24 protein-coding genes are annotated in these 23,896 nt (G+C 68.1%); 8 read left to right on the top strand and 16 right to left on the bottom strand.

What is annotated here, in order from left to right; genetic code table 11:
• Positions 1-22: 22 nt before the first annotated feature.
• From ACHMXA_RS26405 to ACHMXA_RS26370, 8 genes are read right to left on the bottom strand one after another with little or no spacing between them, the layout of a single operon-like run.
• Complete coding sequence (locus tag ACHMXA_RS26405) at positions 23-910, bottom strand: amidohydrolase family protein (protein WP_395316953.1); 888 nt, start codon at positions 908-910, stop codon at positions 23-25.
• A gap of 13 nt (positions 911-923) precedes the next feature.
• Entirely contained in the window at positions 924-1,886 is a 963-nt protein-coding gene (locus tag ACHMXA_RS26400) for a tripartite tricarboxylate transporter substrate binding protein (protein WP_395316952.1), read from the bottom strand.
• A gap of 22 nt (positions 1,887-1,908) precedes the next feature.
• Positions 1,909-2,901 carry a Bug family tripartite tricarboxylate transporter substrate binding protein gene (locus tag ACHMXA_RS26395; protein ID WP_395316951.1) on the bottom strand — a complete coding sequence of 331 codons (993 nt, stop codon included), beginning with the start codon at positions 2,899-2,901 and terminating at the stop codon, positions 1,909-1,911.
• A 42-nt stretch (positions 2,902-2,943) separates the two neighbouring features.
• The gene (locus tag ACHMXA_RS26390; protein WP_395316950.1) at positions 2,944-3,873 is read right to left on the bottom strand and encodes an NAD(P)-dependent oxidoreductase; all 930 of its coding nucleotides are present in this window, start codon (positions 3,871-3,873) and stop codon (positions 2,944-2,946) included.
• Positions 3,870-4,559 carry an RraA family protein gene (locus ACHMXA_RS26385; protein WP_395316949.1) on the bottom strand — a complete coding sequence of 230 codons (690 nt, stop codon included), beginning with the start codon at positions 4,557-4,559 and terminating at the stop codon, positions 3,870-3,872. Before ACHMXA_RS26385 ends, ACHMXA_RS26390 begins: the two co-directional genes overlap by 4 nt.
• A gap of 50 nt (positions 4,560-4,609) precedes the next feature.
• The gene (locus ACHMXA_RS26380; protein ID WP_395316948.1) at positions 4,610-5,596 is read right to left on the bottom strand and encodes a Bug family tripartite tricarboxylate transporter substrate binding protein; all 987 of its coding nucleotides are present in this window, start codon (positions 5,594-5,596) and stop codon (positions 4,610-4,612) included.
• Entirely contained in the window at positions 5,593-6,492 is a 900-nt protein-coding gene (locus tag ACHMXA_RS26375) for an amidohydrolase family protein (protein ID WP_395316947.1), read from the bottom strand. The genes ACHMXA_RS26380 and ACHMXA_RS26375 overlap by 4 nt, the downstream gene beginning before the upstream one ends.
• A 6-nt stretch (positions 6,493-6,498) precedes the next feature.
• Positions 6,499-7,485: a Bug family tripartite tricarboxylate transporter substrate binding protein gene (locus tag ACHMXA_RS26370; RefSeq protein ID WP_395316946.1), complete on the bottom strand. Its 987-nt coding sequence runs from the start codon at positions 7,483-7,485 to the stop codon at positions 6,499-6,501.
• Positions 7,486-7,648: 163 nt separating this feature from the next.
• On the opposite strand from ACHMXA_RS26370, the gene ACHMXA_RS26365 reads away from it, so the two are divergent.
• The 3 genes from ACHMXA_RS26365 (at position 7,649) to ACHMXA_RS26355 (ending at position 10,588) form a co-directional block, all read left to right on the top strand.
• Positions 7,649-8,401, top strand: coding sequence for an IclR family transcriptional regulator (locus ACHMXA_RS26365; RefSeq protein ID WP_395321383.1), 753 nt, complete (start codon positions 7,649-7,651; stop codon positions 8,399-8,401).
• 346 nt (positions 8,402-8,747) lie between these two features.
• Positions 8,748-9,206, top strand: a complete 459-nt coding sequence (locus ACHMXA_RS26360) for a thioesterase family protein (RefSeq protein WP_395316945.1) — start codon at positions 8,748-8,750, stop codon at positions 9,204-9,206.
• Positions 9,207-9,475: 269 nt separating this feature from the next.
• Positions 9,476-10,588 carry an IS5 family transposase gene (locus ACHMXA_RS26355; RefSeq protein ID WP_395316944.1) on the top strand — a complete coding sequence of 371 codons (1,113 nt, stop codon included), beginning with the start codon at positions 9,476-9,478 and terminating at the stop codon, positions 10,586-10,588.
• Between the two features lie 316 nt (positions 10,589-10,904).
• On the opposite strand, the gene ACHMXA_RS26350 is transcribed toward ACHMXA_RS26355, so the two are convergent.
• The gene (locus ACHMXA_RS26350; protein WP_395321381.1) at positions 10,905-11,915 is read right to left on the bottom strand and encodes a LacI family DNA-binding transcriptional regulator; all 1,011 of its coding nucleotides are present in this window, start codon (positions 11,913-11,915) and stop codon (positions 10,905-10,907) included.
• A 311-nt stretch (positions 11,916-12,226) separates the two neighbouring features.
• Here ACHMXA_RS26350 and ACHMXA_RS26345 point away from each other — a divergent pair, with 311 nt between their 5' ends.
• The 4 genes from ACHMXA_RS26345 to ACHMXA_RS26330 are packed head-to-tail and all read left to right on the top strand — an operon-like array spanning position 12,227 to position 16,920.
• Positions 12,227-13,159 (top strand): SMP-30/gluconolactonase/LRE family protein, encoded by a 933-nt coding sequence (locus tag ACHMXA_RS26345; protein ID WP_395316943.1) that lies wholly within the window; start codon positions 12,227-12,229, stop codon positions 13,157-13,159.
• Entirely contained in the window at positions 13,156-14,670 is a 1,515-nt protein-coding gene (locus ACHMXA_RS26340; RefSeq protein ID WP_395316942.1) for a sugar ABC transporter ATP-binding protein, read from the top strand. The genes ACHMXA_RS26345 and ACHMXA_RS26340 overlap by 4 nt, the downstream gene beginning before the upstream one ends.
• Entirely contained in the window at positions 14,667-15,776 is a 1,110-nt protein-coding gene (locus ACHMXA_RS26335) for an ABC transporter permease (RefSeq protein WP_395316941.1), read from the top strand. The genes ACHMXA_RS26340 and ACHMXA_RS26335 overlap by 4 nt, the downstream gene beginning before the upstream one ends.
• A 28-nt stretch (positions 15,777-15,804) precedes the next feature.
• A complete protein-coding gene (locus tag ACHMXA_RS26330) occupies positions 15,805-16,920 on the top strand; it encodes a substrate-binding domain-containing protein (protein ID WP_395316940.1) in 1,116 nt (371 codons plus the stop codon).
• A gap of 30 nt (positions 16,921-16,950) precedes the next feature.
• On the opposite strand, the gene ACHMXA_RS26325 is transcribed toward ACHMXA_RS26330, so the two are convergent.
• The 3 genes from ACHMXA_RS26325 to ACHMXA_RS26315 all read right to left on the bottom strand — a co-directional run bounded on the left by ACHMXA_RS26325 (position 16,951) and on the right by ACHMXA_RS26315 (position 18,840).
• Complete coding sequence (locus ACHMXA_RS26325) at positions 16,951-17,895, bottom strand: alkaline phosphatase D family protein (RefSeq protein WP_395316939.1); 945 nt, start codon at positions 17,893-17,895, stop codon at positions 16,951-16,953.
• A gap of 148 nt (positions 17,896-18,043) precedes the next feature.
• Positions 18,044-18,445, bottom strand: a complete 402-nt coding sequence (locus tag ACHMXA_RS26320) for a phage holin family protein (protein WP_176662932.1) — start codon at positions 18,443-18,445, stop codon at positions 18,044-18,046.
• On the bottom strand, positions 18,439-18,840 hold the full coding sequence (locus ACHMXA_RS26315; protein WP_395316938.1) for a VOC family protein: 402 nt from the start codon (positions 18,838-18,840) through the stop codon (positions 18,439-18,441). The genes ACHMXA_RS26320 and ACHMXA_RS26315 overlap by 7 nt, the downstream gene beginning before the upstream one ends.
• A 122-nt stretch (positions 18,841-18,962) precedes the next feature.
• On the opposite strand from ACHMXA_RS26315, the gene ACHMXA_RS26310 reads away from it, so the two are divergent.
• A complete protein-coding gene (locus tag ACHMXA_RS26310) occupies positions 18,963-20,354 on the top strand; it encodes a HAMP domain-containing sensor histidine kinase (RefSeq protein ID WP_256098840.1) in 1,392 nt (463 codons plus the stop codon).
• A gap of 161 nt (positions 20,355-20,515) precedes the next feature.
• Here ACHMXA_RS26310 and ACHMXA_RS26305 read toward each other — a convergent pair whose 3' ends face one another.
• The 4 genes from ACHMXA_RS26305 to ACHMXA_RS26290 all read right to left on the bottom strand — a co-directional run bounded on the left by ACHMXA_RS26305 (position 20,516) and on the right by ACHMXA_RS26290 (position 23,894).
• Complete coding sequence (locus ACHMXA_RS26305) at positions 20,516-21,118, bottom strand: response regulator transcription factor (RefSeq protein ID WP_093058637.1); 603 nt, start codon at positions 21,116-21,118, stop codon at positions 20,516-20,518.
• Between the two features lie 74 nt (positions 21,119-21,192).
• Complete coding sequence (locus ACHMXA_RS26300; RefSeq protein WP_395316937.1) at positions 21,193-22,527, bottom strand: tryptophan--tRNA ligase; 1,335 nt, start codon at positions 22,525-22,527, stop codon at positions 21,193-21,195.
• An 18-nt stretch (positions 22,528-22,545) separates the two neighbouring features.
• Positions 22,546-23,217, bottom strand: coding sequence for a site-2 protease family protein (locus tag ACHMXA_RS26295; protein ID WP_395316936.1), 672 nt, complete (start codon positions 23,215-23,217; stop codon positions 22,546-22,548).
• A gap of 41 nt (positions 23,218-23,258) precedes the next feature.
• The gene (locus ACHMXA_RS26290) at positions 23,259-23,894 is read right to left on the bottom strand and encodes an L-threonylcarbamoyladenylate synthase (protein ID WP_395316935.1); all 636 of its coding nucleotides are present in this window, start codon (positions 23,892-23,894) and stop codon (positions 23,259-23,261) included.
• Between the last annotated feature and the right edge of the window lie 2 nt (positions 23,895-23,896).

The raw sequence follows: 23,896 nt of genomic DNA, 5'->3' as shown, positions 1-23,896 counted from the left end.
TGGGTCTCCTAGTCTGCGCGGATCAGGCGGCCGCGAATCCATAGAGTCTCGCCGGGTTGTCGACGAGGATGCGCCTGCGAACGGCCTCGTCGCCGCACCAGGCTGCGAGCACGTTGGCGAGCGCGGCGTCGTCCACCGTTCCCGGCGTCTCGGTCGTGTGCGGCCAGTCGCTGCCCCACACCAGCCGCTCGGGTGCGGCCTCGACCAGCGCCCTGCCCAGCGCGAAAGCATCGCGGTAGGCGGGCGCGCCGTCTTGCGAACGCATGTAGACGCCGGAGAGCTTCATCCATGTCTTGCCGCCGTCGAGCAGCCGCCGCGCCACGGTGAACGCCGCTGCATCGGCGCCTTCGGCCGGATCGATGCGCGCCATGTGGTCGATGACCAGCGGCACCGGCAGGGCGGCCAGCACCGGCTCGAGCTCCACCAGCTGCTCCGGGTGCACGAACACCTGGATGTGCCAGCCCAGCCGCGCCACCTTGCGCGCCAGCGTCGTCAGCATCCGCGGCGTGGTGACGCCCCAGGACTGCGGCGTCACGAAGTTCACGCGCAGGCCGCAGACGCGCTGCGCCGCGAGGCGGTCGAGTTCGTCGTCGGCCACATCCTCGGCGACGACCGCGACGCCGCGCGCCTGTTCGCCCAGCTGCGCGAGCGCATCGAGGGTGCAGGCGTTGTCGGTGCCGTAGGTCGACGGGTTGACGACCACCGTGCGCGAGGTGCCCAGCCGCTGCTGCAGCAGCCGATAGGCCGCCACCTCGGCGCGCGGCGGCTGGCGCTTCCAGTGCGGCGATGCGGCAAAGCGCGGATCGAAGATGTGCATGTGGCTGTCGCACGCGCCCGCGGGCAGTGCGGGCGCGGGGCGGTCCAGGCCCACCGAGTGGGGAACCGGCTGCGCGATGGAGGTGGCGTTCATTCGTGCGTTGTCTTCAGTCGAGCTTGATGTTGCCCTTGCGGATCACGTCCGCCCACTTCGCATCTTCCTTCTTCAGGAAGTCGGCGAACTCGGCGGGCGTTGAGCCGACCGGCTGCACGCCGACGTCGACGAAGCGCTTCTTCACTTCCTCTTCCTTCAGCGCCTCGACCACGGCCTTGTGCAGCTTCTCTGCGATGGGTGCCGGCGTGCCGGTGGGCACGAACATGCCGTTCCATTCGTAGGCCTCGTAGCCGGGCACCACGGTCTCGGCGAGGGTCGGCACCTCGGGCAGGCGCGGCGAACGCTGCGGCGAAGACACCGCCAGGGCGCGCAGCTTGCCGGAGGACACGAGCGGATACGAGGCGGCGATGGTGCTGAACATGAAGTCCACCTGCCCGCCCATCACGTCGGTGATGGCGGGGCCGCCGCTCTTGTAGCCCACGTGCACCATGTCCAGCCCGAGCCGCTGGCGCAGCAGTTCGGCCGCGAGCCGCTGCACGGTGCCGCTGCCGCCCGATGCGAAGTTGATCTTTCCCGGCTCGGCCTTCGCCTTGTCCGCCAGGTCCTTGATGGTCTTCAAGGGCGATTCGGCGCGCACGATCACGATGTTGGGCGCCAGCGCCACGAGCGCGAGCGGCTGCAGCGCGTTGGCGGCATAGGGCATGCGCGCGAAGAGATGCGGGTTGATCGAGTAGGGCGTGGCGTCGTAGAGCACGGTGTAGCCGTCGGGCGCGGCCTTGGCCGCGAAGCCCGCGCCGATGGTGCCGCTGGCGCCGGGCCGGTTGTCGACGATTACTGTGGTGCCCAGCTTCATGCCCACGCGCACGGCCAGCACGCGCGCGAGCGCATCCGCCGATCCGCCGGGTGCGTAGGGCACAACCAGCGTGATGGGGCGCTCCGGATAGGCGGCGTGCGCGGAAGTCGCTGCTGCCGCGATGAGGATGCATGCGGCAAGCATGCGTCGGATGGCTTTCATGGTGTGTTCCTCTCGTATGCGTTCATTCGGTCTTGAGGTCGAGCGATCGGGCCAGATCGCCGTAGAGCCTGACCTCGCCCGCGAGCTGCGCAGCGAAAGCGTCGCCGCAGGTGTTGCGGGCCTCCATGCCCAGCGAGCGCAGCTTTTCCTGCGCGGCCGGCGCCTGGGAGAACTCGGTCGCCACGCGGCGCAGCATGGCCAGCACTTCGGGCGGCGTCTTCGCCGGCGCGAGCAGGCCGTACCAGGCGTCGGCCGTGTAGCCCTTGACGCCGGACTCCTCGAAGGTCGGCACGCCGGGCAGCAGCGCCGAGCGCTTCGGCGCGGCCACCGCCAGCGCGGTCAGCTTGCCGCTCTGTACCTGCGCGAGCACCGAGCCCAGCGTGGCGAATGAGCTGTCGACCTGCCCGCCGATGAGATCTGTCACCGCCTGCGCCGCGCCCTTGTAGGGGATGTGGTTCATCGCCGTGCCCGTGAGCTGCGTGAACTGCGCGCTCGCGAAGTGGCCCGAGCTGCCCGATCCCGGCGTGGCATAGGTGCGCTTGCCCGGCTCGGCCTTCACCGCCTGCAGGAAGGCGCCGAAGGTCTTCACCGGCATCGACGGGCCTACCACCAGCACCGTGGGGCTCACGGCCAGCGAGCACACCGGCGCGAAGGAGCGCACCGCGTCGAACTTGACGCGCTGGCTGTAGAGCGCCGGGATCATCGTGTGGTTCGTCGCACCCAGCAGCAGCGTGTAGCCGTCCGCTGGCGCGGCGGCGACCGCCTCGGCCGCGAGGATCGTGTTGGCGCCGGGCTTGTTGTCCACGACGAATGGCTGGCCCAGCGCGCGCGATGCATGGTCTGCGAAGGCGCGCGCCACCACGTCGGTGGGGCCGCCCGCGGAGAAGCCGACGAGCACGCGCACCGGCTTGGCCGGCCAGGCCTGGGCCTGCGCCTGCATGTGGACCGCCAGTGCGACCGGCAGGCCAAGCGCGAGCGCGAGCCCGGCCCGGAGGCCCTTCTTGCCGCTCTTCATTCTCTTGTCTCCTTGTTCTTGGTCGGGATGGCGGCGAAGCCTTCAGCTGCTCGCCGCCGTCTGTCGCTCCAGCACCTGCAGCAGGTTCTTCGCGGCGCCCACGCCCATGTTGACGTAGGCGTCGCTGGTCACGCCGCCGATGTGGGGGCTTAGCACGATGTTCTTCTCGCCCTGGAAGGGGTGGCCCGCGGTCATCGGCTCCACTGCGAAGCTGTCGAGCCCTGCCATGGAGACCTGGCCCGAGCGCACGGCTGCCAGCAGCGCCTCTTCATCGATCAGGCCGCCGCGTGCGGTGTTGACCACGATCACGCCGCGCTTGCAGTGCGTCAGCGTGTCCGCATTGATCAGTCCCCGGTTCTCGTCGGTCAGCGGGCAGTGCAGCGAGATGACGTCGGACTCGGCCCAGATGGTCGCGAGGTCGGCGGCCTGCACGTGGGCCGGCAGGTTCTTCGCGTACGGATCGAACCCGAGCACGCGCATGCCCAGCGCATCGACCATGCGCGCGAAGCGCAGCCCGATGGCGCCCAGCCCGATCAGGCCGATGGTGCGCCCGCCGAGTTCGAGGCTCTTGTGCGTCGCCTTGTCCCAGTGGCCTGCGTGCATGCGCGCATCCAGCGCCACCACCGACTTCGCGCAGGCCAGCAGGAGAGCGAGCGCCTGCTCGGCCACCGCCGCCGCGTTCGCGCCGACGGCCGCAACCACCTCGATGCCGCGCGCCTTAGCCGCCACCTTGTCGATGGTGTCGGTGCCGCTGCCGTGCTTGGAGATCACCTTCAGTGAAGGCGCGGCGTCCATGACGGCCGCGCCCACCTTGCCGTAGCGCACGATGATGGCCACCGGGTCGTGCGCGCGGCACAGCGCGACGAGGTCGTCCTCGGTCGGCGTCCTGCCGGCGTAGACGAGCTCGTGGCCTTCGAGCAGCTTCACCGCCTGCGGCGCCAGGTCGGCGCCCGTCACCAGAATGGCTGTCACAGTTTTTCGCCTTCCTTCAGAACGCCCGCTGCGCGCAGCGCGGAATCGAGCCACTTGGCGGCGGTGTCGCCCTGCTTGATGGCGGCGACGCGCGCGGCTTCGTCCTTCACCTTCTTCGCAGCCAGCGGCAGCAGCGATTCGATCTTCTCGCGCTCCACCACCACTACGCCGTCGCCGTCGCCGATGACGAAGTCGCCCGCATGCACCGTCACGCCGCCGATCGACACCGGATGCCCGATGCGGCCGCCGATGCTCTTGGTCGGCCCGTTCGGATTGGTGCCCGCGCAGAAGACGGGGAAGTTCATCTCGTCGATCTCGAGGCTGTCGCGGCAGGCGCCGTCCATCACCACGCCGGCGATGCCGATCTGCCGGCAGGCGGTCATCATGATCGTGCCCATGAGCGCGGAGCTGAGGTCGCCCTTGCCGTCGATGACGAGCACGTCGCCGGGCTTGGCCATGGCGATGGCGGCGTGGATCATCAGGTTGTCGCCGGGGCGCACTTCCACGGTGATCGCGGTGCCCGCCAGCTTCATGCGCGGGCGCAGTGCCTTGATGCGGCCGTCCAGCGCGCCGCGGCGGCCGGCCACGTCGGCCAGGATGGCGGGCTGGAACTCGGCCGCCTGCGCCACGATGTTCGCGGGCACGCGTTCGAAGTCGCGGATGACGTCGGGGAGGGGAGATGACATGGGAAAACCTTCTTGGGTGGTGGATTGGGGGTAAATGGAAAAGGCGGGGCTCACTCGGGCCGGATGCCCGCGTCCTTGATGACCTTGGCCCACTTGGCCAGGTCCGCTTTCTGGGTGTCGGCGAGCTGCTGCGGCGTGCTGCCCACGAGGGTGACGCCGAGCTTGTCGGCCATTGCGGCGATCTCCGGGTCCTTCAGGTGGCGCACCACTTCGGCGTTGAGCTTCTGGACCACGGCCGCGGGCGTGCCTGCCGGCGCGTAGAGCGCCTGCCACTGCTCGACCACGAAATCCTTGAAGCCGGCCTCGCCCATGGTGGGCACGTCCGGCAGCGCCTTCAGCCGCGCGGCCGAGGTGACGGCCAGCGCCCTCAGCTGCCCGCCCTGGATGTGCGGCAGCGCCGCGGCCACCGGCGCGAACATGAAGCTGGCGTGGCCGGCCAGCACGTCCTGGATGGCCGGCGTGTCGCCCTTGTAGGGCACGTGCGTCATACGCGTGCCCGTCTGCAGGCGCAGCAGCTCGCCCTGCATCTGCAGGATGGTGCCGTTGCCGCCCGAGGCGAACGACAGCTGCTCGGGCTTCGCCTTCGCCTGCGCGACGAGGTCGGCAACCGTGCGCAGCGGCTGTGCGGCACCGACGACCAGCACGTGAGGAATGGTCCCGATCAGCGTCACCGGCGCGAAGGCTGCGACGGGGTCGTACTGCATCTTCTGCAGCAGGTTCGGCACGATTGCTTGCGGGCCGATCGAGGTGCCGAGCAGCGTGTAGCCGTCGGGTGCCGACCGCGCGACGAAGGCAGAGCCGATGGTGCCGGTGGCGCCGGCCTTGTTGTCGACGATCACCGTCGTGCCCAGCGATGCGCCCAGCCGCTGCGCGATGGCGCGCCCGAGGATGTCGGTGGTGCCGCCCGGCGGGTAGGGCACGACCCAGGTGATGGGCCTGCCGGTGGGCCACTGGCCCTGTGCGAGTGCGGGCATCGACGCCGCGGCGAGCGCGGCCAGGCCCAATGCGCCGAAGCGGCGCCTGTGCATGCGGATCATGTTGTCTCCGTGGAAGCGTTGTTCTGTCTGTCGAAGCCGTAGAGCGCGGCCGGGTTGTCGACCAGCACGCGGCGCAAGGCGGCCGCCGTTTCGGTCCAGCCGGCCAGCAGGGCCATCTGCTGCGCGTCGTTGGGCATGGCCTGGTGGCCGGCGCTGGCGCTGGCGTGCGGCCAGTCGCTGCCCCACAGCACGCGCTGCGGCGCAGCCTGCAGGAAGCTCCTAGCCAGCGGTGTCACGTCCGCGAAGTGCGGCGGGCCTTCCTCGCTCACGATGTAGCTGCCCGAGAGCTTGACCCACGCGCGGCCCGATGCGAGCAGGCGCAGCACCAGCGCATGCGCCGCATGCCTGCCGGCCATCGACGGTGCGAGCCTTACGAAGTGGTCGAACACGATGGGTACGGGCAGGTCTTCCAGCACGTCGGCGAGCTGCGCCAGCAGGTGCGCCGGCGCGAGCAGCTGCAGGTGCCAGCCCAGCGGCGCGATGCGCCTTGCCAGCGGTGCGATCTGCGCGGCGTTGTTCGCGACGCCGAGCGAGAGGTTGAGCCGGATGCCGCGCACGCCGCAGTCGTGCAGCGAGCGCAGTTCGTCGTCTCCGGTGTTCTCGTCGATGACCGCCACGCCGCGCGCCTGTGCGCCGAAGGCGGTGAGCGCATCGCGCAGGGGGCGGTTGTCGGTGCCGTAGGTGGAGGGCGTCACGAACACCACGTGCTCGGTGCCGGTGCGCTGCTGCAGTTGGCGGTAGTCGTGCGCGGTGGCGTCCGGCGGCGTCAGCTTCGCGCCCGGTGCCGGCGGATAGCGCGAGTCGTACAGGTGCACGTGGCAGTCGCAGGCGCCGGGCGGCACCTCGACCGGTGCGCATCCCTGCCCGGCCGAGAAGGGCGCAATGGAGCCGGACATGCCGCGTCAGTCGAGCCGGATGCCCGATGCCTTCACGATCGCGCCCCAGCGCACGCCGTCAGTGCGGATCAGCGAGGCGAACTTCTCCGGCGGGCCGGACAGCACTTCCGCGCCCTGTGCCGCGAGTTTTTTCTGCACGTCGGGCGTCGCGAGGGCCTTGTTGAAGGCGGCGTTGAGTTTTGCGACCGCGTCCTTCGGCATGGCCGCGGGGCCCGCCACGCCGAACCAGGTGACGGCCTCGAAGTCCTTGTAGCCGGCCTCGACCATGGTGGGCACGTCGGGCAGGTCGCTGTTGCGCTGCAGCGAGGTCACGGCCAGCGCGCGCAGCTGTCCGCTCTTGATCTGCGCGATCAGCGTCGGCACCGACGACACGTAGAGCTGGATCTGCCCGCCGACCAGGTCGGTCAGGCCCTGCGAAGCGCCCTTGTAGGGCACGTGCGTGAGCTGGATGCCGGCGACCTTCTGGAACTGCTCGGTCGCGAGATGGGCTACGGTGCCGTTGCCCGAACTCGCGTAGTTGAGCGCCGTGGGCTTGGCCTTCGCGGCGGCGACCACATCGGCGAGCTTCTTGTAGGGCGAGGCGGAGGACACGACCACCACCAGCGGCGCCGATGCGACCAGGCCGACTGCCGCCAGGTCCTTCACCGGGTCGTAGGGCAGCTTGGCGTAGAGCGACGGGTTGATCGCGAGGTTGCTGGTCTGGCCCAGCACGAGCGTGTAGCCGTCGGGGCTGGCCTTGGCCGCCGCGTCCACGCCGATGTTCCCGCCCGAGCCGGGCTTGTTGTCGATGACGATGGTCCAGCCTTCGGAGGTCGCGACCTTGTTCGCCACTTCGCGGGCGATGATGTCCGTGCCGCCGCCCGGCGGAAACGGCACGATGAGCTTGATCGGGCGCGCCGGATAGGCCTGCGCCGCCGCAATGCCCGAGGCCAGAAGAAGGGCGAGGCCGAGGGCCGCGCGGCGAGGAATGGAGCCGAGGCTCGGGGTGCGCATGGATCTGTCTCCGAATCGTTCGTTGGGTGCCTGCAGCCCGTGCTGCGAGGCGTGAAGCGACTTTAGGCAGGCGTTCCATTCCATACAATGGTGGTCCACTGAACGGACCATGGACCACTGTGTGAAACAAAGTTCGAAGACCGGATCCACGCGGAAGGAAGTGATCGAGGTGCCCCGCGAGGCCGACGCCGAGGCCTCGGGCGGCGTCACTGCCGTCACCCGCGCGCTGCAACTGCTCGATGCCTTCGGCATGCAGGACGAGCACCTCTCGCTCGCAGAACTGACGCGGCGCAGCCAGATGCACAAGACGACCGCGCTGCGCCTGCTGCGCACGCTGGCGCTTGCCGGCTACGTCGTGCAGCGCGACGACGGCGGCTGGAGGCTCGGCCCCGCGGCGGGTTGGCTGGGCGCGCGCTACCAGGCCAGCTTCGATGCCAACGGCGTGGTGGAGCCGATGCTGCTAGCCCTCTCGAAGGCAACGGGCGAGAGCGCCGCCTTCTACGTTCGCGAAGGAAACTCCAGGACCTGCCTGGCGCGCGTGGAAGGGCCGCAGCCCATCCGGCACCACGCGCGCATGGGCGCGATGCTCCCGCTGGACCTGGGCTCACCGGGGCGCGTGATCCTCGCGTTCTCGGGCGAGCCTGGAAAGCTCTACGAGGACATCCGCAAGAAGGGCCACCACTACTCCATTGGCGAGCGCGAGAAGAACGTGGCGACGGTGTCCGCGCCGGTCTTCGGTCTGCGCTGGGCGCTGCTGGGCTCGGTGTGCATCTCGGGTCCCGCGGACCGGTTGCCCAAGGCGAAGCTGATCGGACATGCGAAGACGATCATGAAGGCCGCGAACGAGCTCTCCTATGCGCTCGCGGGAAGGCCAACGGCGCAGACGCCTGCGGTGGTGTCGACGTGGCATCCCTGAGCCAGAACCCGGTTCGGAGCCGAGAACCGGACGGTGCGAATCAGTTTTAGGGAGGCACTTTTAGTGTGTGGAACTGAAGCGTTCAGTCACTGGTCGTGCAGAATTCCGCTCGCGGCAACGGATCGAAGAGTTAGGGCCCGCCACGCTTCATGTCGAAGCGCTGACTCAATAAAAAGGGGAGTGAGTAATGGAGCAGAGAGGAAATTCGGGCGCGACTGTGAGGTCGCGGCCGTATGGGCGAGTGCAGGCGCTGGGCCTGCAGTTGACGGCCATGTCGATGGCTACCGCGGACTCGGGCGGGATACAGCGTCCCGGTCAGCGCATCGGCTGAGAAGGACCGTCCGCCATGAACCTGATCTTCCGCATGCTGTGGGTGTGGTGGCTCTCGCGACGCCGCGAGCGCCTGCCGGTCGGTGTCGCCGAGAGCCGGCTGCGGCTGATGACGTTGCCGACCGACCTGGACATCAACCTGCACATGAACAACGGCCGCTACCTGACGATCGCGGACCTCTCGCGCCTTGACCTGTTCATCCGGACGGGCCTGACCGGCGTGATGCGCAAGGAGCGCTGGGCGCCGATCGTCACCGAGCACACCATGGTCTACAAGAAGTCGCTCAAGCTTTTCCAGCGTTACGAGGCTGTCATGCAGTTGACCCACTGGGACGAGCGCCACTTCCATATGTCGCATCAGTTTCTCGTGGATGAGCGTGTCGTCGCCGAAGGCACGTCCAAGGGGGTGATCCTCGGGCGCGAGGGCGTGGTGGCGCCTGAGGCCGTACTTGCGCGTTTGCGGCGGGAGCGCTGATCTGCGAGCGTCGCCCCTGCGGCAGCGGCGAGCCGGCCTTCAATCCGCAGCCGCAGGCTTGACCCGGCGCTGCCGCATCGCGCCTGTTTTCGGCGCGGCATGGCGAGGAGCGGGTGCCGGGCGCGCACGCACGGGCCGCCGTGCCTCGCATGCAGCGATCAGCGGCGTGATCTCTAGCAGGCTGTTGAAATTCGTCCGCGCAAATGCTGATTCGCTAACGATGGATGGCGAATAAGCTGCCTCATACCGCAACGACAGGGGTACAGACGATGCGAGGCTCGGACGGGATGCAGGAAGCGCTGTTCACGGTGGCCAAGCTGGAGGACTTCGTGCCTGGCGATCACCCGCTGCGAGCCATCCGCAATCTGGTGAACGAGGCGCTGGCTGGATTGCACGGGCTGTTCAACTCGGTCTACGCCGACAGCGGTCGCGCTTCGGTGGCACCAGAGAAGCTGCTGCGGGCCATGCTCATTCAGGTGCTGTTCTCGGTACGCAGCGAGCGGCAGTTGATGGAGCAGATTCGCTACAACCTGCTGTACCGCTGGTTCATCGGCTTGGCGATCGACGATGCCGTGTGGGATCACTCGGTGTTCTCCAAGAACCGTGATCGCTTGCTTGAGCACGCCGTGGTGGAGCAGTTCTTCACCGAGGTGATGCGTCTGGCCGACAAGCGCAAGCTGCTGAGCAAGGAACACTTCTCGGTGGACGGCACGCTGATCCAGGCATGGGCCAGCCACAAGAGCTTCGTGACCAAGGATGGCAGCGAGCCGCCCGACAAGGGAGCTGGAAGTGGCGGGCGTAACAACTTGGCCGACTGGAAAGGCAAGCCGCGCAGCAACGACACGCATAGGAGTACGACAGACCCGGACGCGCGGCTGTTCCGCAAGGGCAAGAGCCAGGCGGCGATCCTGGCGTACCAGGGGCATGTGCTGATGGAGAACCGATCTGGACTGGTCGTGAGCGCCGTGGTGACGCATGCGGATGGGTACGGCGAGCGCGCAGCCGCATTGGCGATGCTGGATACGCTGCCCAGGGGTGGCCCCAAGACGCTGGGTGCAGACAAGGGTTACGACATGCGCGACTTCGTCGCTGGGTGCCGCCAGCGCGGCGTGACGCCGCACGTGGCGAGCAACCTCGCCCATCAGGGCGGCAGCGCCATTGACGGGCGTACCACGCGCCATGAGAGCTATAGGGTCAGTCAAACCATGCGCAAGCGCATCGAGGAGCACTTCGGCTGGGGCAAGACGATCGGACATATCCGCCAGACGGTCTACCGGGGCATCAGACGGGTTGACCAGCACTTCAAGCTGACCATGACGGCCAGCAACATCGTGCGGATGGCTCGAATATTGTGCGGGGTGCCGCCAGGAGCGATGCCATGAGGCGGCAAACGGCCTGTACATGGCTCCTGAAGCAGCGCAGAAGCTAACCGCAGGACCCGAGCCGGCGTTCGAAGGCGCCAATCTGGACCTGTCGGACTTGCGTCAGCCGCATCGGTCAGTTCGATTCGGCGAAATTCAACAGCCTGCTAGGGCCCCTGCGCCTGGACCGGGGGCCCAGTCCAGAGCCTAGACGCCGAGGAGTTCTCCGTTACGCCCACGCAGTCTGTATGGCAGGCAACTCTTCGTCGGAGGTGCGCTTAATCACCCGGAGCCGAACGGTCTCGGGCGACCGCAGCCGGCGGTCTCCTTGTCCGATCTAGGAACTCTCGCGCTGCTCGATGTGGAACGGAATCAGCACCGTCTCCGCGGGCGGCCGATGCCCCTCGCGCGTGCCGTCGATCACGCGCAGCAGCAGTTCTCCCGCCGCCTTGCCGATGCCCACGCAATCCACCGCCACGGTGGTGATGCGCGGATGGCAGGCGCGCGCTACTTCGAAGTCGCCGAAGCCCGCGATCGCGATGCGCCCGGGCACTTCCCAGCCGCGGCGCTGGCATTCCATCAGCGCACCGAAGGCCGAGAGGTCGGAGACACAGATCACGGCATCCACGTCGGGCCACTGGCGGATCAGCTGCGCCACGGCCTCGCCGCCCTGCGCCATCGAGATCGGCGGCTGGCCGAAGCTGATGACGCGGCCGTCGGGCAGGCCTAGTTCGCGGATTGCGTTCGCGTAGCCGCGCTGGCGGTCGGCGCCGCGCGTGTCGCGGTTGGAGGTGCCGCCGATGAAGGCGATGCGCCGGTAGCCCTTGGCGTGCAGGTGGCGCACCATCGCGGCGGCGGCCTCGGCGTTCGAGAAGCCCACGGTGTGCCCGATGGGCGCGGCCGGCAGGTCCCAGGTCTCGACCACCGGCACGCCCGCCGCCTGCAGCATGGCGCGCGCAGCCGGCGTGTGCGAGCCGCCGGTGAGGATCACGCCCTCCGGCCGGCGCGCGAGCATGGCGCGCAGCAGGCGCTCCTCGGTCTCCACGCGGTAGTCGGTGTAGCCCAGCAGCACTTGCAGCCCGCGCGCTTCCACGGCCGCGGTGATGCCCTGCGCGGTTTCCGAGAAGTTGGAGTTGTTGAGCGAGGGGATCAGCACCGCGACGAAGCCCGATCGTTTGCTGGAGAAGGTGCGCGCCGTCTGGTCGATGACGTAGCCCATCTCTTCGCAGGCCTGCAGGATGCGCTGGCGCAGCGCCTCGGAGGTCACGCGGTCGCTGCTCGCGTTGCGGTTGAGCGCGCGCGACACCGTCATCTTCGACACGCCGACGCGCGCGGCCACGTCGGCCATCGTCGCTGGGCGGGTGAGGGCTGGAGTGGGGGCGGCGGAGGCTTTGGTCGGGGGCAAGGCGCTTCTTTCTTTCTCTCTCGGAAGGCGGGGAAGGCGGGAAAAGGCGGGCTCGAGGATATGCGACGAGGAGCGGGCGACGTGCGATACCGATAACCATATCAGTACCGAAATCTTCGAGCGAAGAATACCGCTAATGGCCTTGAAAGCAGAATGAAATGGTGGCCTGGACGCCTACGGGAAAAGCCTAAGTTACCGGTATCTTTTCGGTGCCACACTGCGAGCCCGAGTTCAGGGAAACCAGCGCCGTGGCCATGACCATCGAAGTCTTCGACTCCCGTTTCGCTCCCGTCGCCCAAGGGGCCGGTGCGCTCGAACGCCTGTGCACCGGCGCCGTCTGGAGCGAAGGCCCGGTGTGGATGCGCGAGGACGGCTCGGTGCTGTGGAGCGACATTCCCAACAACCGCATGCTGCGCTGGCACGCCGAAGACGGCACGAGCGTGTGGCGCGAGGGCGTGGAGTTCACCAACGGCCACACGCGCGAGGCCGACGGAGCGCTGCTGCATTGCTCGCACGGGCTGCGCGCCATCGTGCGCACGCGCTTCGCGGGTTCCGGCGAAGGCCTGCAGCCGCTGCCCGACGAAGTGGTGGTCGACCGCTACCAGGGCCGCCGGCTCAACTCGCCCAACGACATCGTCGTGAAGCGCGACGGCAGCATCTGGTTCACCGATCCGCCCTACGGCATCGTCTCCGACCGCGAGGGGCACGAAGCGCGCAGCGAACTGGGCCGCAACCACGTGTTCCGCTTCGACCCGGCAAGCGGCGCGCTGCGCTCGGTGAGCGACTTCGTGGAGGAGCCCAACGGGCTGGCGTTCTCGCCCGACGAGCGCGTCCTGTACGTGAGCGACACCTCCGCCGCGCTGCGCACCGACGGCTCGGGGCATCACCACATCGTGGCCTTCGACGTGATCGGCGGGCAGGACCTCGCGAACCCGCGCGTGTTCGCAGTGGTGAACCCGGGGCTGGCCGACGGCTTCCGCGTCGACGTGCACGGCTTCGTCTACACCAGCAGCGCCGACAGCGTGCAGGTCTACCATCCCGACGGCACGCGCCTGGCGCGCATCGCGGTGCCGGAGAAGGTGGGCAACCTCACCTTCGGCGGCGCCGACGGCAACGAGCTCTTCGTGTGCGCGTCGACGTCGCTCTACCGCATCCGGCTGAACACGAGCGGGGCGGTGCGCGCATGAGCACGCCGCTGCTGCAGTTCCAGGCCGTGAGCAAGCGCTTCGGCGGCACGCAGGCGGTCGACAAGGTCACGCTGGACGTGCGCGCCGGAGAAATCCTCGCGCTGCTGGGCGAGAACGGCGCGGGCAAGTCCACGCTCATCAAGCTGCTCGCGGGCATCCACGCGGTGGACGACGGGGAGATTCTTTTCGACGGCCGGCCGCAGTCCGAATGGCGGCGCGGCGACCGGCGCGAGCAGCCGGTGGCCTTCATCCACCAGGACCTGGGGCTCGTCGAGTGGATGACCGTGGCTGAGAACGTGGGCCTGGGCACGGGCTACCCGCGCCGCTTCGGGCTGATCGACTGGAAGGCCGCGAGCGACACGGCGCGCCGTGTGATGGCGCGCGTGGGCTGCGACATCGACCCCGGCCGCCGCGTGTTCTCGCTCACGCGCGCCGAGAAATCGCTGCTCGCCATCGGCCGCGCGCTCGAAGTGAAGGCGCGGCTGCTGGTGCTCGACGAGCCCTCGGCCAGCCTGCCGATGAGCGACGTGGAGCGCATGTTCGGCGTGCTGCGCGAACTGCGCCGGCAGGGCATGGCGATGATGTACGTGTCGCACCGGCTCGACGAGGTGATGGCCATTTCGGATCGCGCGGCCGTGATGCGCGACGGCCGGCTGGTGGCGGTGAAGGATACCGCCCGCACCAACGAAGGCGAGCTCGTCGGGCTCATCGTGGGCAAGGCGCTCTCGGCCTCGGTGCAGAAGGCGAAGGCGCCCGCGCGCGGCGAGCCCGTGCTGCAACTCGAAGGTGCGGCCAGCGGCAACGCCGGCCCACTGAGCCTGGCCGTGCACCGCGGCGAGGTGCTGGGGCTCGTGGGCCTGCGCGGCGCGGGGCACGAGGCCATCAGCCGCGCGATCTTCGGGCGCGAGCCGCTGTCGGCCGGGCGCATGCAACTGCTGGGCAAGGCCTGCGCCTTCGGCTGCCCGGCCGATGCGATTCGCGCCGGCGTGGCCTATGTGGCCGGCGAGCGGCTCGAGGAGAACCTGGCCGGCTCGATGAGCGTGCTGGAGAACCTCTTTCCCAATTCGACGCTGCACGGCGACCGCGGCCTGGCCTTCGACCGGCCGCGCCGCGAGAACGAGGGCGCGCTCGCGCTCATCCGCCGCTTCGACATCAACCCGCCCGCGCCCTCGGCCGAGGTGCAGCAGCTCTCGGGCGGCAACCAGCAGAAGGTGGTGCTGGCGCGCTGGTTCCATCTCGACAAGCCGCTGGTGGTGCTCGAGGAGCCGACCGCGGGCGTCGACGTGGGCGCCAAGCGGCAGATCTACGGCGTGCTGCGCGAGCGCGCCGAAGCCGGCACGGCGCTGATCGTCGTATCCACCGACTTCGAGGAGATCGCGACCGTGTGCACCCGCGTGCTCGTCTTTCGCGACGGGCTGATCGCGGCCGAGCTCACGGGCGATGCGATCACCGTCGAAAGACTCCTGGCATTGGCAGCAGGCGCGGCGACGCGCGAGGAACATCCCGTATGAGCAGCTCGATCAAGTCCACGGCGCTGGAGCCCGACAAGTCCTTGGACGGCGAGGCCGTCTCCCTCGCGCAGAGCCTGGGCCGCGCGATGCCGGTCTACGGCCTCGTCGTGCTCACGGTGGCGCTCGCGCTGCTGTTCTCGGTGCTGCTGCCCGAGACCTTTCCGACGCTCTTCAACCTCCGCGCGATCCTGGCCGACAAGTCGGTGATCGCGCTGCTGGCGCTGGCCGCGACCATCCCGATGATCACCGGCAAGATCGACCTCACCGTGGGCTACGGCATCGTGCTGTGGCACATCCTCGCAATCAGCCTGCAGACGCAGCTGGGCCTGCCGTGGCCGGCGGCGGTGCTGGTGGTGCTGCTGTGCGCGGCGCTGTTCGGCGTGCTCAACGGGCTGCTGGTCGAGCTCGCGCAGATCGACTCCTTCATCGCCACGCTGGGCACGGGCACCGTGATCTATGCCGTGGCCATGTGGCACAGCGGCGGTCGGCAGGTGGTGGGCGAGCTGCCCGATGGCTTCGTGGGCATCGCGGGCGGCAGCCTGCTGGGGCTGCCGGTGGGCGCGTTCTACGTGCTCGCGGTGAGCCTCACGCTGTGGGTGGTGACCGAGTTCACGCCGCTGGGTCGCGCGCTGTACGTGATCGGCGCGAACCCGAAGGCGGCGCAGCTCAACGGCATCTCGGTGCGCAGGCATGTGATGGGCGCCTTCGTCGCCTCGGGGCTCCTGTCGGGCTTCGCGGGCGTGCTGCTGGCCTCGCGGCTGCAGATCGGGCAGGCGAGCGTGGGGCTCGAATTCCTGCTGCCGGCGCTGGTGGGCGCGTTTCTCGGCTCCACCACCATCCGGCCGGGCCGCGTGAACGTGTGGGGCACGCTGGTGGGCGTGGCGATTCTCGCCATCGGCATCTCGGGCATCCAGCAGTTCGGCGGTGCCTTTTATGTGGAGCCGCTCTTCAACGGCCTGACGCTGCTGGTGTCCATCGGCATCGCGGGCTGGGCGCAGCAGCGGCGCAACCGCTCGATCAAGCGGCGCAACCGCTCGATCAAGCGGCGCATCGCCGAGCGGCAGCTCGATCACGCGCAACCGGTTCCCTCAACGCCGTCGGAATGACGGCCCACTACGACGACTGGAGACAAGCATGAAGAAGAGTGTTCCCGCGCGCACCGTCGCCGCCGCGGTGCTGGCGCTGTGCGCCGCCGCGCTGGCGTCGAAGGCCATGGCCGACGACTTTCTCGATGCCGCGAAGAAGAAGGTCGAGGTCGCGACCATGACCAAGGAGAAGTGGGACGGCCCCACCGCCGGCCCGAAGGCCGCGGCCGGCAAGACCATCGTCTTCGTCGCGGGCGACATGAAGAACGGCGGCATCGTCGGCGTCAGCAAAGGCGTGGAAGAAGCCGGCCGCGCCATCGGCTGGACGGTGCGCGTGATCGACGGGCAGGGCACGGTGAGCGGGCGCACGGCCGCGCTCAACCAGGCGCTGGCCGTCAAGCCCGCGGGCATCGTGGTCGGCGGCTTCGACACCACCGAGCAGAAGGCCGCCTTCGCGGGCGCGGCCAAGTCGGGCATTCCGCTGGTCGGCTGGCACTCGGGCGAGCAGCCCGGCCCGAACGAGAAGGCGGGGCTCTTCGCCAACGTGACCACGGTGACCGACGACGTGGCCGACGTCGCCGCCTCGTGGGTGGTGGCCGATTCAGGCGGCAAGGCCGGCGTGGTGATCTTCACCGACTCGCAGTACGCCATTGCGCTGTACAAGGCGCGGGCGATGGAGGCCGTCATCAAGAAATGCGGCGGCTGCACCGTGCTGAGCTTCGAGGACAGCCCCATCGCCGAGAGCTCCACCCGCATGCCGCAGCTCACCACCGCGCTGCTGCAGCGCTTCGGCGACAAGTGGACGCACTCGCTGGCCATCAACGACCTGTATTTCGACTTCATGGGCCCCTCGCTCACGGCCGCCGGCAAGAAAGGCGACGGCGCGCCCAAGGCGGTGTCGGCCGGCGACGGCTCGGAGGCGGCCTACCAGCGCATCCGCACCCAGCGCTTCCAGGCCGGCACCGTGCCTGAGCCGTTGAACATGCAGGGCTGGCAGATCGTCGACGAACTCAACCGCGCCTTCGCCAAGGAGAAGTGGTCGGGCTACGTGCCCAAGGTGCACCTGGTGACCGTGGGCAACGTCGGCAAGGACGGCGGGCCGAGGAACGTGTTCGACCCCGACAACGGCTACCGCAACCAGTACAAGGCGATCTGGGGCAAGTAGGCCGCAGCCCGCGGGAAGGCCAGGGGGCCTTCAGCGGATCTCCTGGTGCATGAAGGTCGCGTTGTCGATGACGTTGTGCTTTTCCAGCCCCTTCTTGTCGTAGAGCTTGATGTCCGTGCTCGCGGGCGTGTATTCGAGGATGCCGAAGTTCTCGCGCTCGCCCGTGAGGTAGTACTTGGTGACGAAGGCGCCCGATGAGACCACCTCGAACATCTTCGTCTCGCCGGCCGGCGGCAGGAAGGCGTTCTCGTGGATGTCGCCGGTCAGGAAGATCGACTTGCGCCCCTGGATGATCGCGCGGAACTTCGCGTAGTCGTCGCGGTAGCGCAGCCAGCCGTTGCCGGTCGCGCGGATGGGCATGCCGGCGCAGATCAGCACGTAGCCCTGTTCGCCGGCGAGTTCCTGCTTCAGGTAGTCGAGCTGCTTCTGCCCGAGCAGCGGGCTGGCGTCGCCGGGGTCGGCGCTGTACCAGCGGGTGTCGAGGAAGATGGCCTTGCCGATGCGCTGCTGCTGGTGCAGCAGCGGGATCGAGTAGTAGATGCCGTCCACGGCCGGGTCGAGGTGCGCGGGGTTGTCCAGTTGCCCGATCTGCATGTATTTGGTGAAGAGCCGGCGTGTCTGCTGCTTCACTGCTGCGCTGACGTCAGAGCCGCGCGCGTTGTTCCAGGCGAAGTCGTGGTCGTCCCAGGTGCCGTACACGCCGCCGCCGTTGTCCTGCTTCTGGCGCAGCGCGTCGCGCAGGGCCTTGAAGTTCGCAACGTTCCACTGCGCTTCGTACTTGCCCTGCATCACGTCGGCGAACTTGGCGGCGGTCCATCCTGCCGGCTCGCCCAGGTTCGGAAAGTAGTCCATGTAGATCTGGTCGCCCAGAAGGAACAGGTAGTCGGGCTGCTCCTGCGCGATGCGGTTCCAGACGCGCTGGTAACCCTGTGCGCCGGGCTTGAAGTTCATGCACGACGTGAAGGCGATCTTCATGGGGGGCTCCTCGTTCCGCCGGTCTCGGTGCCGGGGTGAGGCGGATCATAGGCAGCCGCCGCGCGCTGTGCCTCCGCAGAATATGGGATGGCGCAGCGCGCTCAGGCGCGCTCTTCGTTCAGCCGGCGCGCAGGCCGCGAGTTCCCGTTCAGAGCCAGTTGCCGCTCTGCGGCATCTGCACCTTCTCGGCGGGGTCGCCGCCGGTGACGAGCGAGCCGATGACGATGCTCAGCAGCGAGATGAAGATGCTCGCGAACAGCGCTGTCCAGAAGCCCGACACCCTGAAGCCTTTCACCAGCGCGGCCACCAGCAGGATCATCAGCGCGTTGATGACCAGCAGGAAGAGCCCGAAGGTCACCAGCGTCAGCGGCAGCGTGAGCACGATCAGCAGGGGCTTGACGATGGCGTTGGCCAGGCCCAGCAGCAGCGCCGAGACGATCAGCGCGCCGGTGCTGTCGAACTTCAGTCCGCGAAAGAGATGGCTTGCGACCCACAGCGAGATGCCGGTGATGGCCCAGTGGACGAGGAAGGGAGTCAGGTTGTTCAGCATGGATTCGGTGGAGTGTGGCAGCAGACGCAGAGCTTGTTGCCATCGGGATCGCGGAAGTAGGCCCCATAGTAGTCGGCGTGGTAGTGCGGCCTGAGGCCGGGCGGGCCTTCGCAGGTGCCGCCTTGCGCCAGCGCGGTGGCGTGGGCGCGGTCCACCGTGGCGCGGTCGGCGGCCATCAGCGCCACCATCTGGCCGTTGCCGGGCGAGGCCGCCTGTTCGTCGTACGGGGTACCCACCAGGAAGAGCGGGCGGGGCGCGTCGGGGCTTTGCCAGCCGGCCCAGGGCTTGCCGTCGTCCCGGAATCTCAGCTTCAGGCCCAGTTCGCCCATGAGCGCCGAATAGAAGGAGAACGCGCGCTCGAAGTCGTTCGCACCGATGTAGACGTGGGACAACATGCGCGTTAATTCTTCCTGGTTAAGACTCGATTGTTGACCTGATTCTCGATTGTTACCCCAAGAAACAATGGCGGACTGCCCGTTAAGATCGCCGGCTTATGGCCAATGCGTCGATCGCCAGCATGACCCCCGCCCCGGCTTCGGCCGATGAAGCCGAATCGTGGGTACGCGGCGAGCTCATCCGCAGCCTGATGCGCTCGGCGAAGGGCTCCTATCTCGTCTCCGCCGCGCTGATGCCGGCCATGGTCGGCCTGAACTGGGCCTATGTGCCCCGCTGGGAACTGCTCATCTGGCTCCTGGCCGGCCTGATCGCCACAGCCTGCCGGGCCTGGGGCGCGCGGGTCTACGCGCTGCGCTACGCCGGACGCAGCGCCGCGGCGCAGCAGCAGTTCACCGAGCGCTACGGCTTCGTCTGGAGCACCAGCGCGGTGGTGTGGGGGCTGTCGGTGCTGCTGTTCTTCGAGCGCACGCCGCAGGTCAACCAGTTCATGAGCTGGCTCATCGTGGCCGGCGTGGGCACCTTCCCGCTCAACGGGCTGGCGCTGCATCCGCCGCTGCTCAAGCGCTACGTCAACACGCTGTTCATCACGATGCTGGGGGCGGTGCTGATACGGCTGGTGTCCATCACGATGCATCACCCGCAGTTCCAGTACGGCTACCTGATGCCCATATTGCCGATCCTTCACTGGTTCCTGCTGCTGCGGGCCGGGCGGCACATCCACGAGACGGCGCGCAACAGCCTGGAGCTGCTGTTCCACAACCACATCCTGATCAAGTCGCTGACCCAGCAGCGGCAGGCGGCGGTGTCGGCCGTGGCCATGAAGAACCGCTTCCTGGCCAGCGCCGCGCACGACATGCGCCAGCCGGTGCTGGCGCTTTCGCTGTACGCCGACTGGCTGCGCAACGAGCCCGAGCTGGTGCTCGAACTCGCGCCGAAGATCGTGCGCGCCACCCACGCGGTGAATGCGCTGTTCGACTCCATGTTCGACCTGGCGCGCATCGATTCGGGCCAGGTGCGCCTGCACGTCGAGCGGGTCGACGTGCCCGAGCTTCTGCACGACCTGGAGCTGCAGTACCGCCCCGTGGCCGAGAGCCGCGGCCTGGATTTCCGCGTGCACATGTGCGAAGGCTCGTTCCTGACCGACCCGATCCGCGTGCGCCGCATGATCGGCAACCTGCTGGCCAACGCGATCAAGTACACGACCGAAGGCGGCGTGCTGCTCGCCGCCCGCCAGACCCGCGACGGCCTGCGCGTGGAGGTGTGGGACACCGGCATCGGCATCGCGCCCGAGCACCTGCGCGACGTGTTCCTGGAGTTCTACAAGGTCGCCGACCACGCCGGCACCTCCGACGGCTTCGGCCTCGGCCTGGCCATCGTCGCGCGCCTCTCGCACGTGCTGGGTCACCCGGTCAGCGTGCGTTCCCGCCTGGGTAGCGGCAGCGTGTTCCGCGTGGCGCTGCACGATGCCGACGAGGCGGTGGCACAGGCGCGAGTGACAGCCTCCGGCGGCTAAGCACGCACCAGCCCCATCCCAAGAAAAAAAAACCGCGCCAAGGCGCGGTTTTTTATTTCGGGAACACCGAGGATCCGGCTTTGCCGGTCCTCGGTGTTGCCCCCTGCAAGGGGGTTGGCGCAGCGACACGAAGTGCGCGAAGCCTTGGGGGTTAGCCCAATTCAGCCAGACAACAAGCCGTTGGTGCGCGCGTAGTGCAGCGCCTGGGTGCGGCTCTTCACCCCCAGCCTGCGGAACAGCCGCCACAGGTGAACCTTCACCGTGTGCTCGCTGATCTCCAGGTCGGTCGCGATGTCGCGGTTGCTCATGCCCTTGTCGAGCATGGCGATCAGCTGCGTCTGGCGCTTGGAGAGCTTGCCGCTGTTGGCGGCGGGCATCTCGTCGGCTTCGTCTTCCGAGCCGGCCATCAGCAGGCCGCGCAGGGCCGCCGCCAGTTCGTTGGAGCTGGCCGACTTCTCGATGTAGGTGTCGGCCCCCGCCTCGATGCAGGCGTCTTCCATGTCGGCGGACGGCGCCGCCGAGTACACGGCGATCGGCACGTTCGGATAGACCTGCTTGACCGCGATCACGCCCGAGACGCCGTTGGTGTCCGGCAGCTTCAGGTCCAGGCAGAAGAGCGTGGGCGCGCCACGCTGCTGCACGGAGCTTGCGAGCTTGTCGAGGCGTTCGAGCTCGACGATGTTCTCGGCCGGGCGCAAGCGCCGCAAGACCATCACGATCGCGTCGCGCATCAGGGGGTGGTCGTCGATGACATAAATGCTCATGTTTTCTTCCTTTGTGATCGCACCGTCTTCTCTCGTCATGCTCACCGGCCGATAAGCCGATGGGCGTTGCCGGATCAACTCCCGCAGGTTGTGCCGGGTGTCGTTTCCGTCAGTGCCTCCAGCGCCTCTTCGACGGCGCGTATTTTTTCTGTACCGATGGGTTCCAGCTGGCCGGCCAGCGCGGCCAATGCTTCGCCGCGTTGTGCCTGCAGGATTGCGATGGTACGGCCCGCTTCCTGCGGCGACGCGAATCCACGGCTTTGCAGCAGGGTTTCGCCGCGCGCATCCAACAGCTTGAAATAGAAAAGCCCGTCCGCCTTCTCGCGGTACTGCTTGAAACTTGGCCTGGCGACCTTGGCCGCCTTGGCTTGGCCCTTGTCCTTGCCAGCCGCGAGGTTCCGCAGGCCGACCGCGTGGCGCAGGCTGGCCATGAAAGGCTTCGACAGGGCCTGCGCCTTCCCGGCACCGGCGAGCAGGATGCGCTCGATCTGCGCGGGGTCGTTCATGAGCGCCTCGTAGCGCTCGCGCAGCGGCGCCACTTCGCGGTCGATGCGCTCGAACAGCATCTGCTTGGCCTCGCCCCAGCCGATGCCGTCGGCGTACGCCTTGCGCAGCGACTCGGTTTCTTCGGCGCTGGCGAAGGCCTGATAAATCTGGAAGAGCGCCGAGCCCTCGGTTTCCTTCGGCTCGCCGGGCGCGCGCGAGTCGGTCACGATGCTGGAGATCTGCTTTTGCAGCTGCGCGCGCGGCGCAAACAGCGGGATCGTGTTGCCGTAGCTCTTGCTCATCTTGCGGCCGTCGAGGCCGGGCAGGGTGGCCACGGCGTCGTCGATCTCGGCCTCGGGCAGCGTGAAGTGATCGCCGTAGAGATGGTTGAAGCGCTGCGCCATGTCGCGCGCCATCTCGATGTGCTGCACCTGGTCGCGGCCCACTGGAACCTTGTGGGCGTTGAACATCAGGATGTCGGCGCCCATGAGCACCGGGTACATGAAGAGGCCGGCGGTCACGTCGGCGTCGGGGTCCTCGCCCTTGGCCACGTTCTTGTCGAGCTGCGCCTTGTAGGCATGCGCGCGGTTGAGCACGCCCTTGCCGGTGACGCAGGTGAGAAACCAGGTCAGCTCGGGAATCTCGACGATGTCCGACTGGCGGTAGAAAGTGACCTTCTCGGGATCGAGCCCGCAGGCCAGCCAGCTGGCGGCGATCTCGAGTGTGGAGCGCTGGATGAGCGCCGGCTCCTGCACCTTGATGAGCGCGTGGTAGTCGGCGAGGAAGAAGAAGCTCTGCACACCGGGCGCGACGCTTTGCCGCACCGAGTGGCGGATCGAGCCGACATAGTTGCCGAGGTGCGGCGTGCCCGACGGCGTGATGCCGGTCAGGACGCGCAGGGGAGCTTGGGAAGACGAAGCCATGGAACGACGAAGAAATACTTAAAGCAACAGTGCCTTGAGCGGGGTGATCACCAGGTTGACGACGAAGTAGCCCACGTCCATCAGCGGCCGCAGCCAGTATGTGCTGACGATGCCTGCGAGGACGAGACCCATCACGATGAAAAAGCCGTATGGCTCGATGCGCGCGAGGAACATCTGGGCCTGGCCGCTGGGCAGCAGGCCGGCCAGCACGCGGCCGCCGTCGAGCGGCGGCAGCGGGAACAGGTTGAAGGCCCACATCACGAGGTTGACCAGGATGCCGCCTTGCGCCATCTTGATGAAAAAGGTTTCAGTGACGCCCGCCGCGACCAGGGACACCAGCAGCAGCGCCCACAGGAGCGCCTGGATGAAGTTGGAGGCCGGCCCTGCCAGAGCCACCCAGATCATGTCTCGCTTCGGATGGCGCAGCCGCCCGAAGTTGACCGGCACCGGCTTGGCATAGCCGAACAGGAATGCGCCCGAAGTCGCGAAGTACAGCACCAGCGGCATCAGGATGGTCCCGATCGGGTCGATGTGCTTCATCGGGTTGAGCGTGACGCGGCCCATCATCTCGGCCGTGTTGTCGCCGAAGTGGCGCGCCACGTAGCCGTGCGCCGCCTCGTGCACTGTGATTGCGAAGATCACGGGCAGTGCGTAGATCAGGACGGTCTGTATGAGGTTGGAAATATCCACTGGGCGATTGTGTCAGACAGGAGTGGTTCTCAGCCCCGATTTCAGAGGCCCAGCGCGGCCAGCGCGCCACGCCCCTGGCGCACCACGACCGGGTCGTCGCCGGTGCCCATGGGCGTGAGGTCGACCACGGTGGTGGGCTGCGAAGGGCAGGCGCCCGCATCGATGACCGCGGCGATCTGCTTCTCGAAGCGCTCGCGGATGGTCTGCGCGTCGTTCAGCGCCTCGGTCTCGCCCGGAGCGATCAGCGTGGTGGCCAAAAGCGGCGCGCCGTGCAGCGACAGCAGCTCCAGCAGCACCTTGTGATCGGGCACGCGCAGGCCGATGGTCTTGCGCTGCGGGTGGCTCACGCGGCGCGGCACTTCCTTGGTGGCTTCGAGCAGGAAGGTGTAGGGCCCGGGCGTGGCCGCCTTCAGCAGGCGGTACTGCTTGTTGTCGACGCGCGCGTAGTTGGCCAGCTCGCTCAGGTCGCGGCACAGCAGCGTGAGGTGGTGCTTCTCGTCGACCTGGCGGATGCGGCGCAGCTGGTCGACCGCGTCCTTGTCGTCGAGGTGGCAGGCCAGCGCGTAGCTGGAGTCGGTGGGCACGGCCACGATCTCGCCGCGCTCCAGCAGCGTGACGGCCTGCTTCAGCAGCCGCTGCTGCGGGTTCTCTGGATGGACTTCGAAGTACTGGGCCATGA

This window comes from Variovorax sp. UC74_104, from assembly GCF_044055375.1.
Classification (GTDB): domain Bacteria; phylum Pseudomonadota; class Gammaproteobacteria; order Burkholderiales; family Burkholderiaceae_C; genus Variovorax.
Note: the sequence above shows the minus strand (reverse complement) of the source record. Positions and strands in the feature narration are given on the sequence as shown.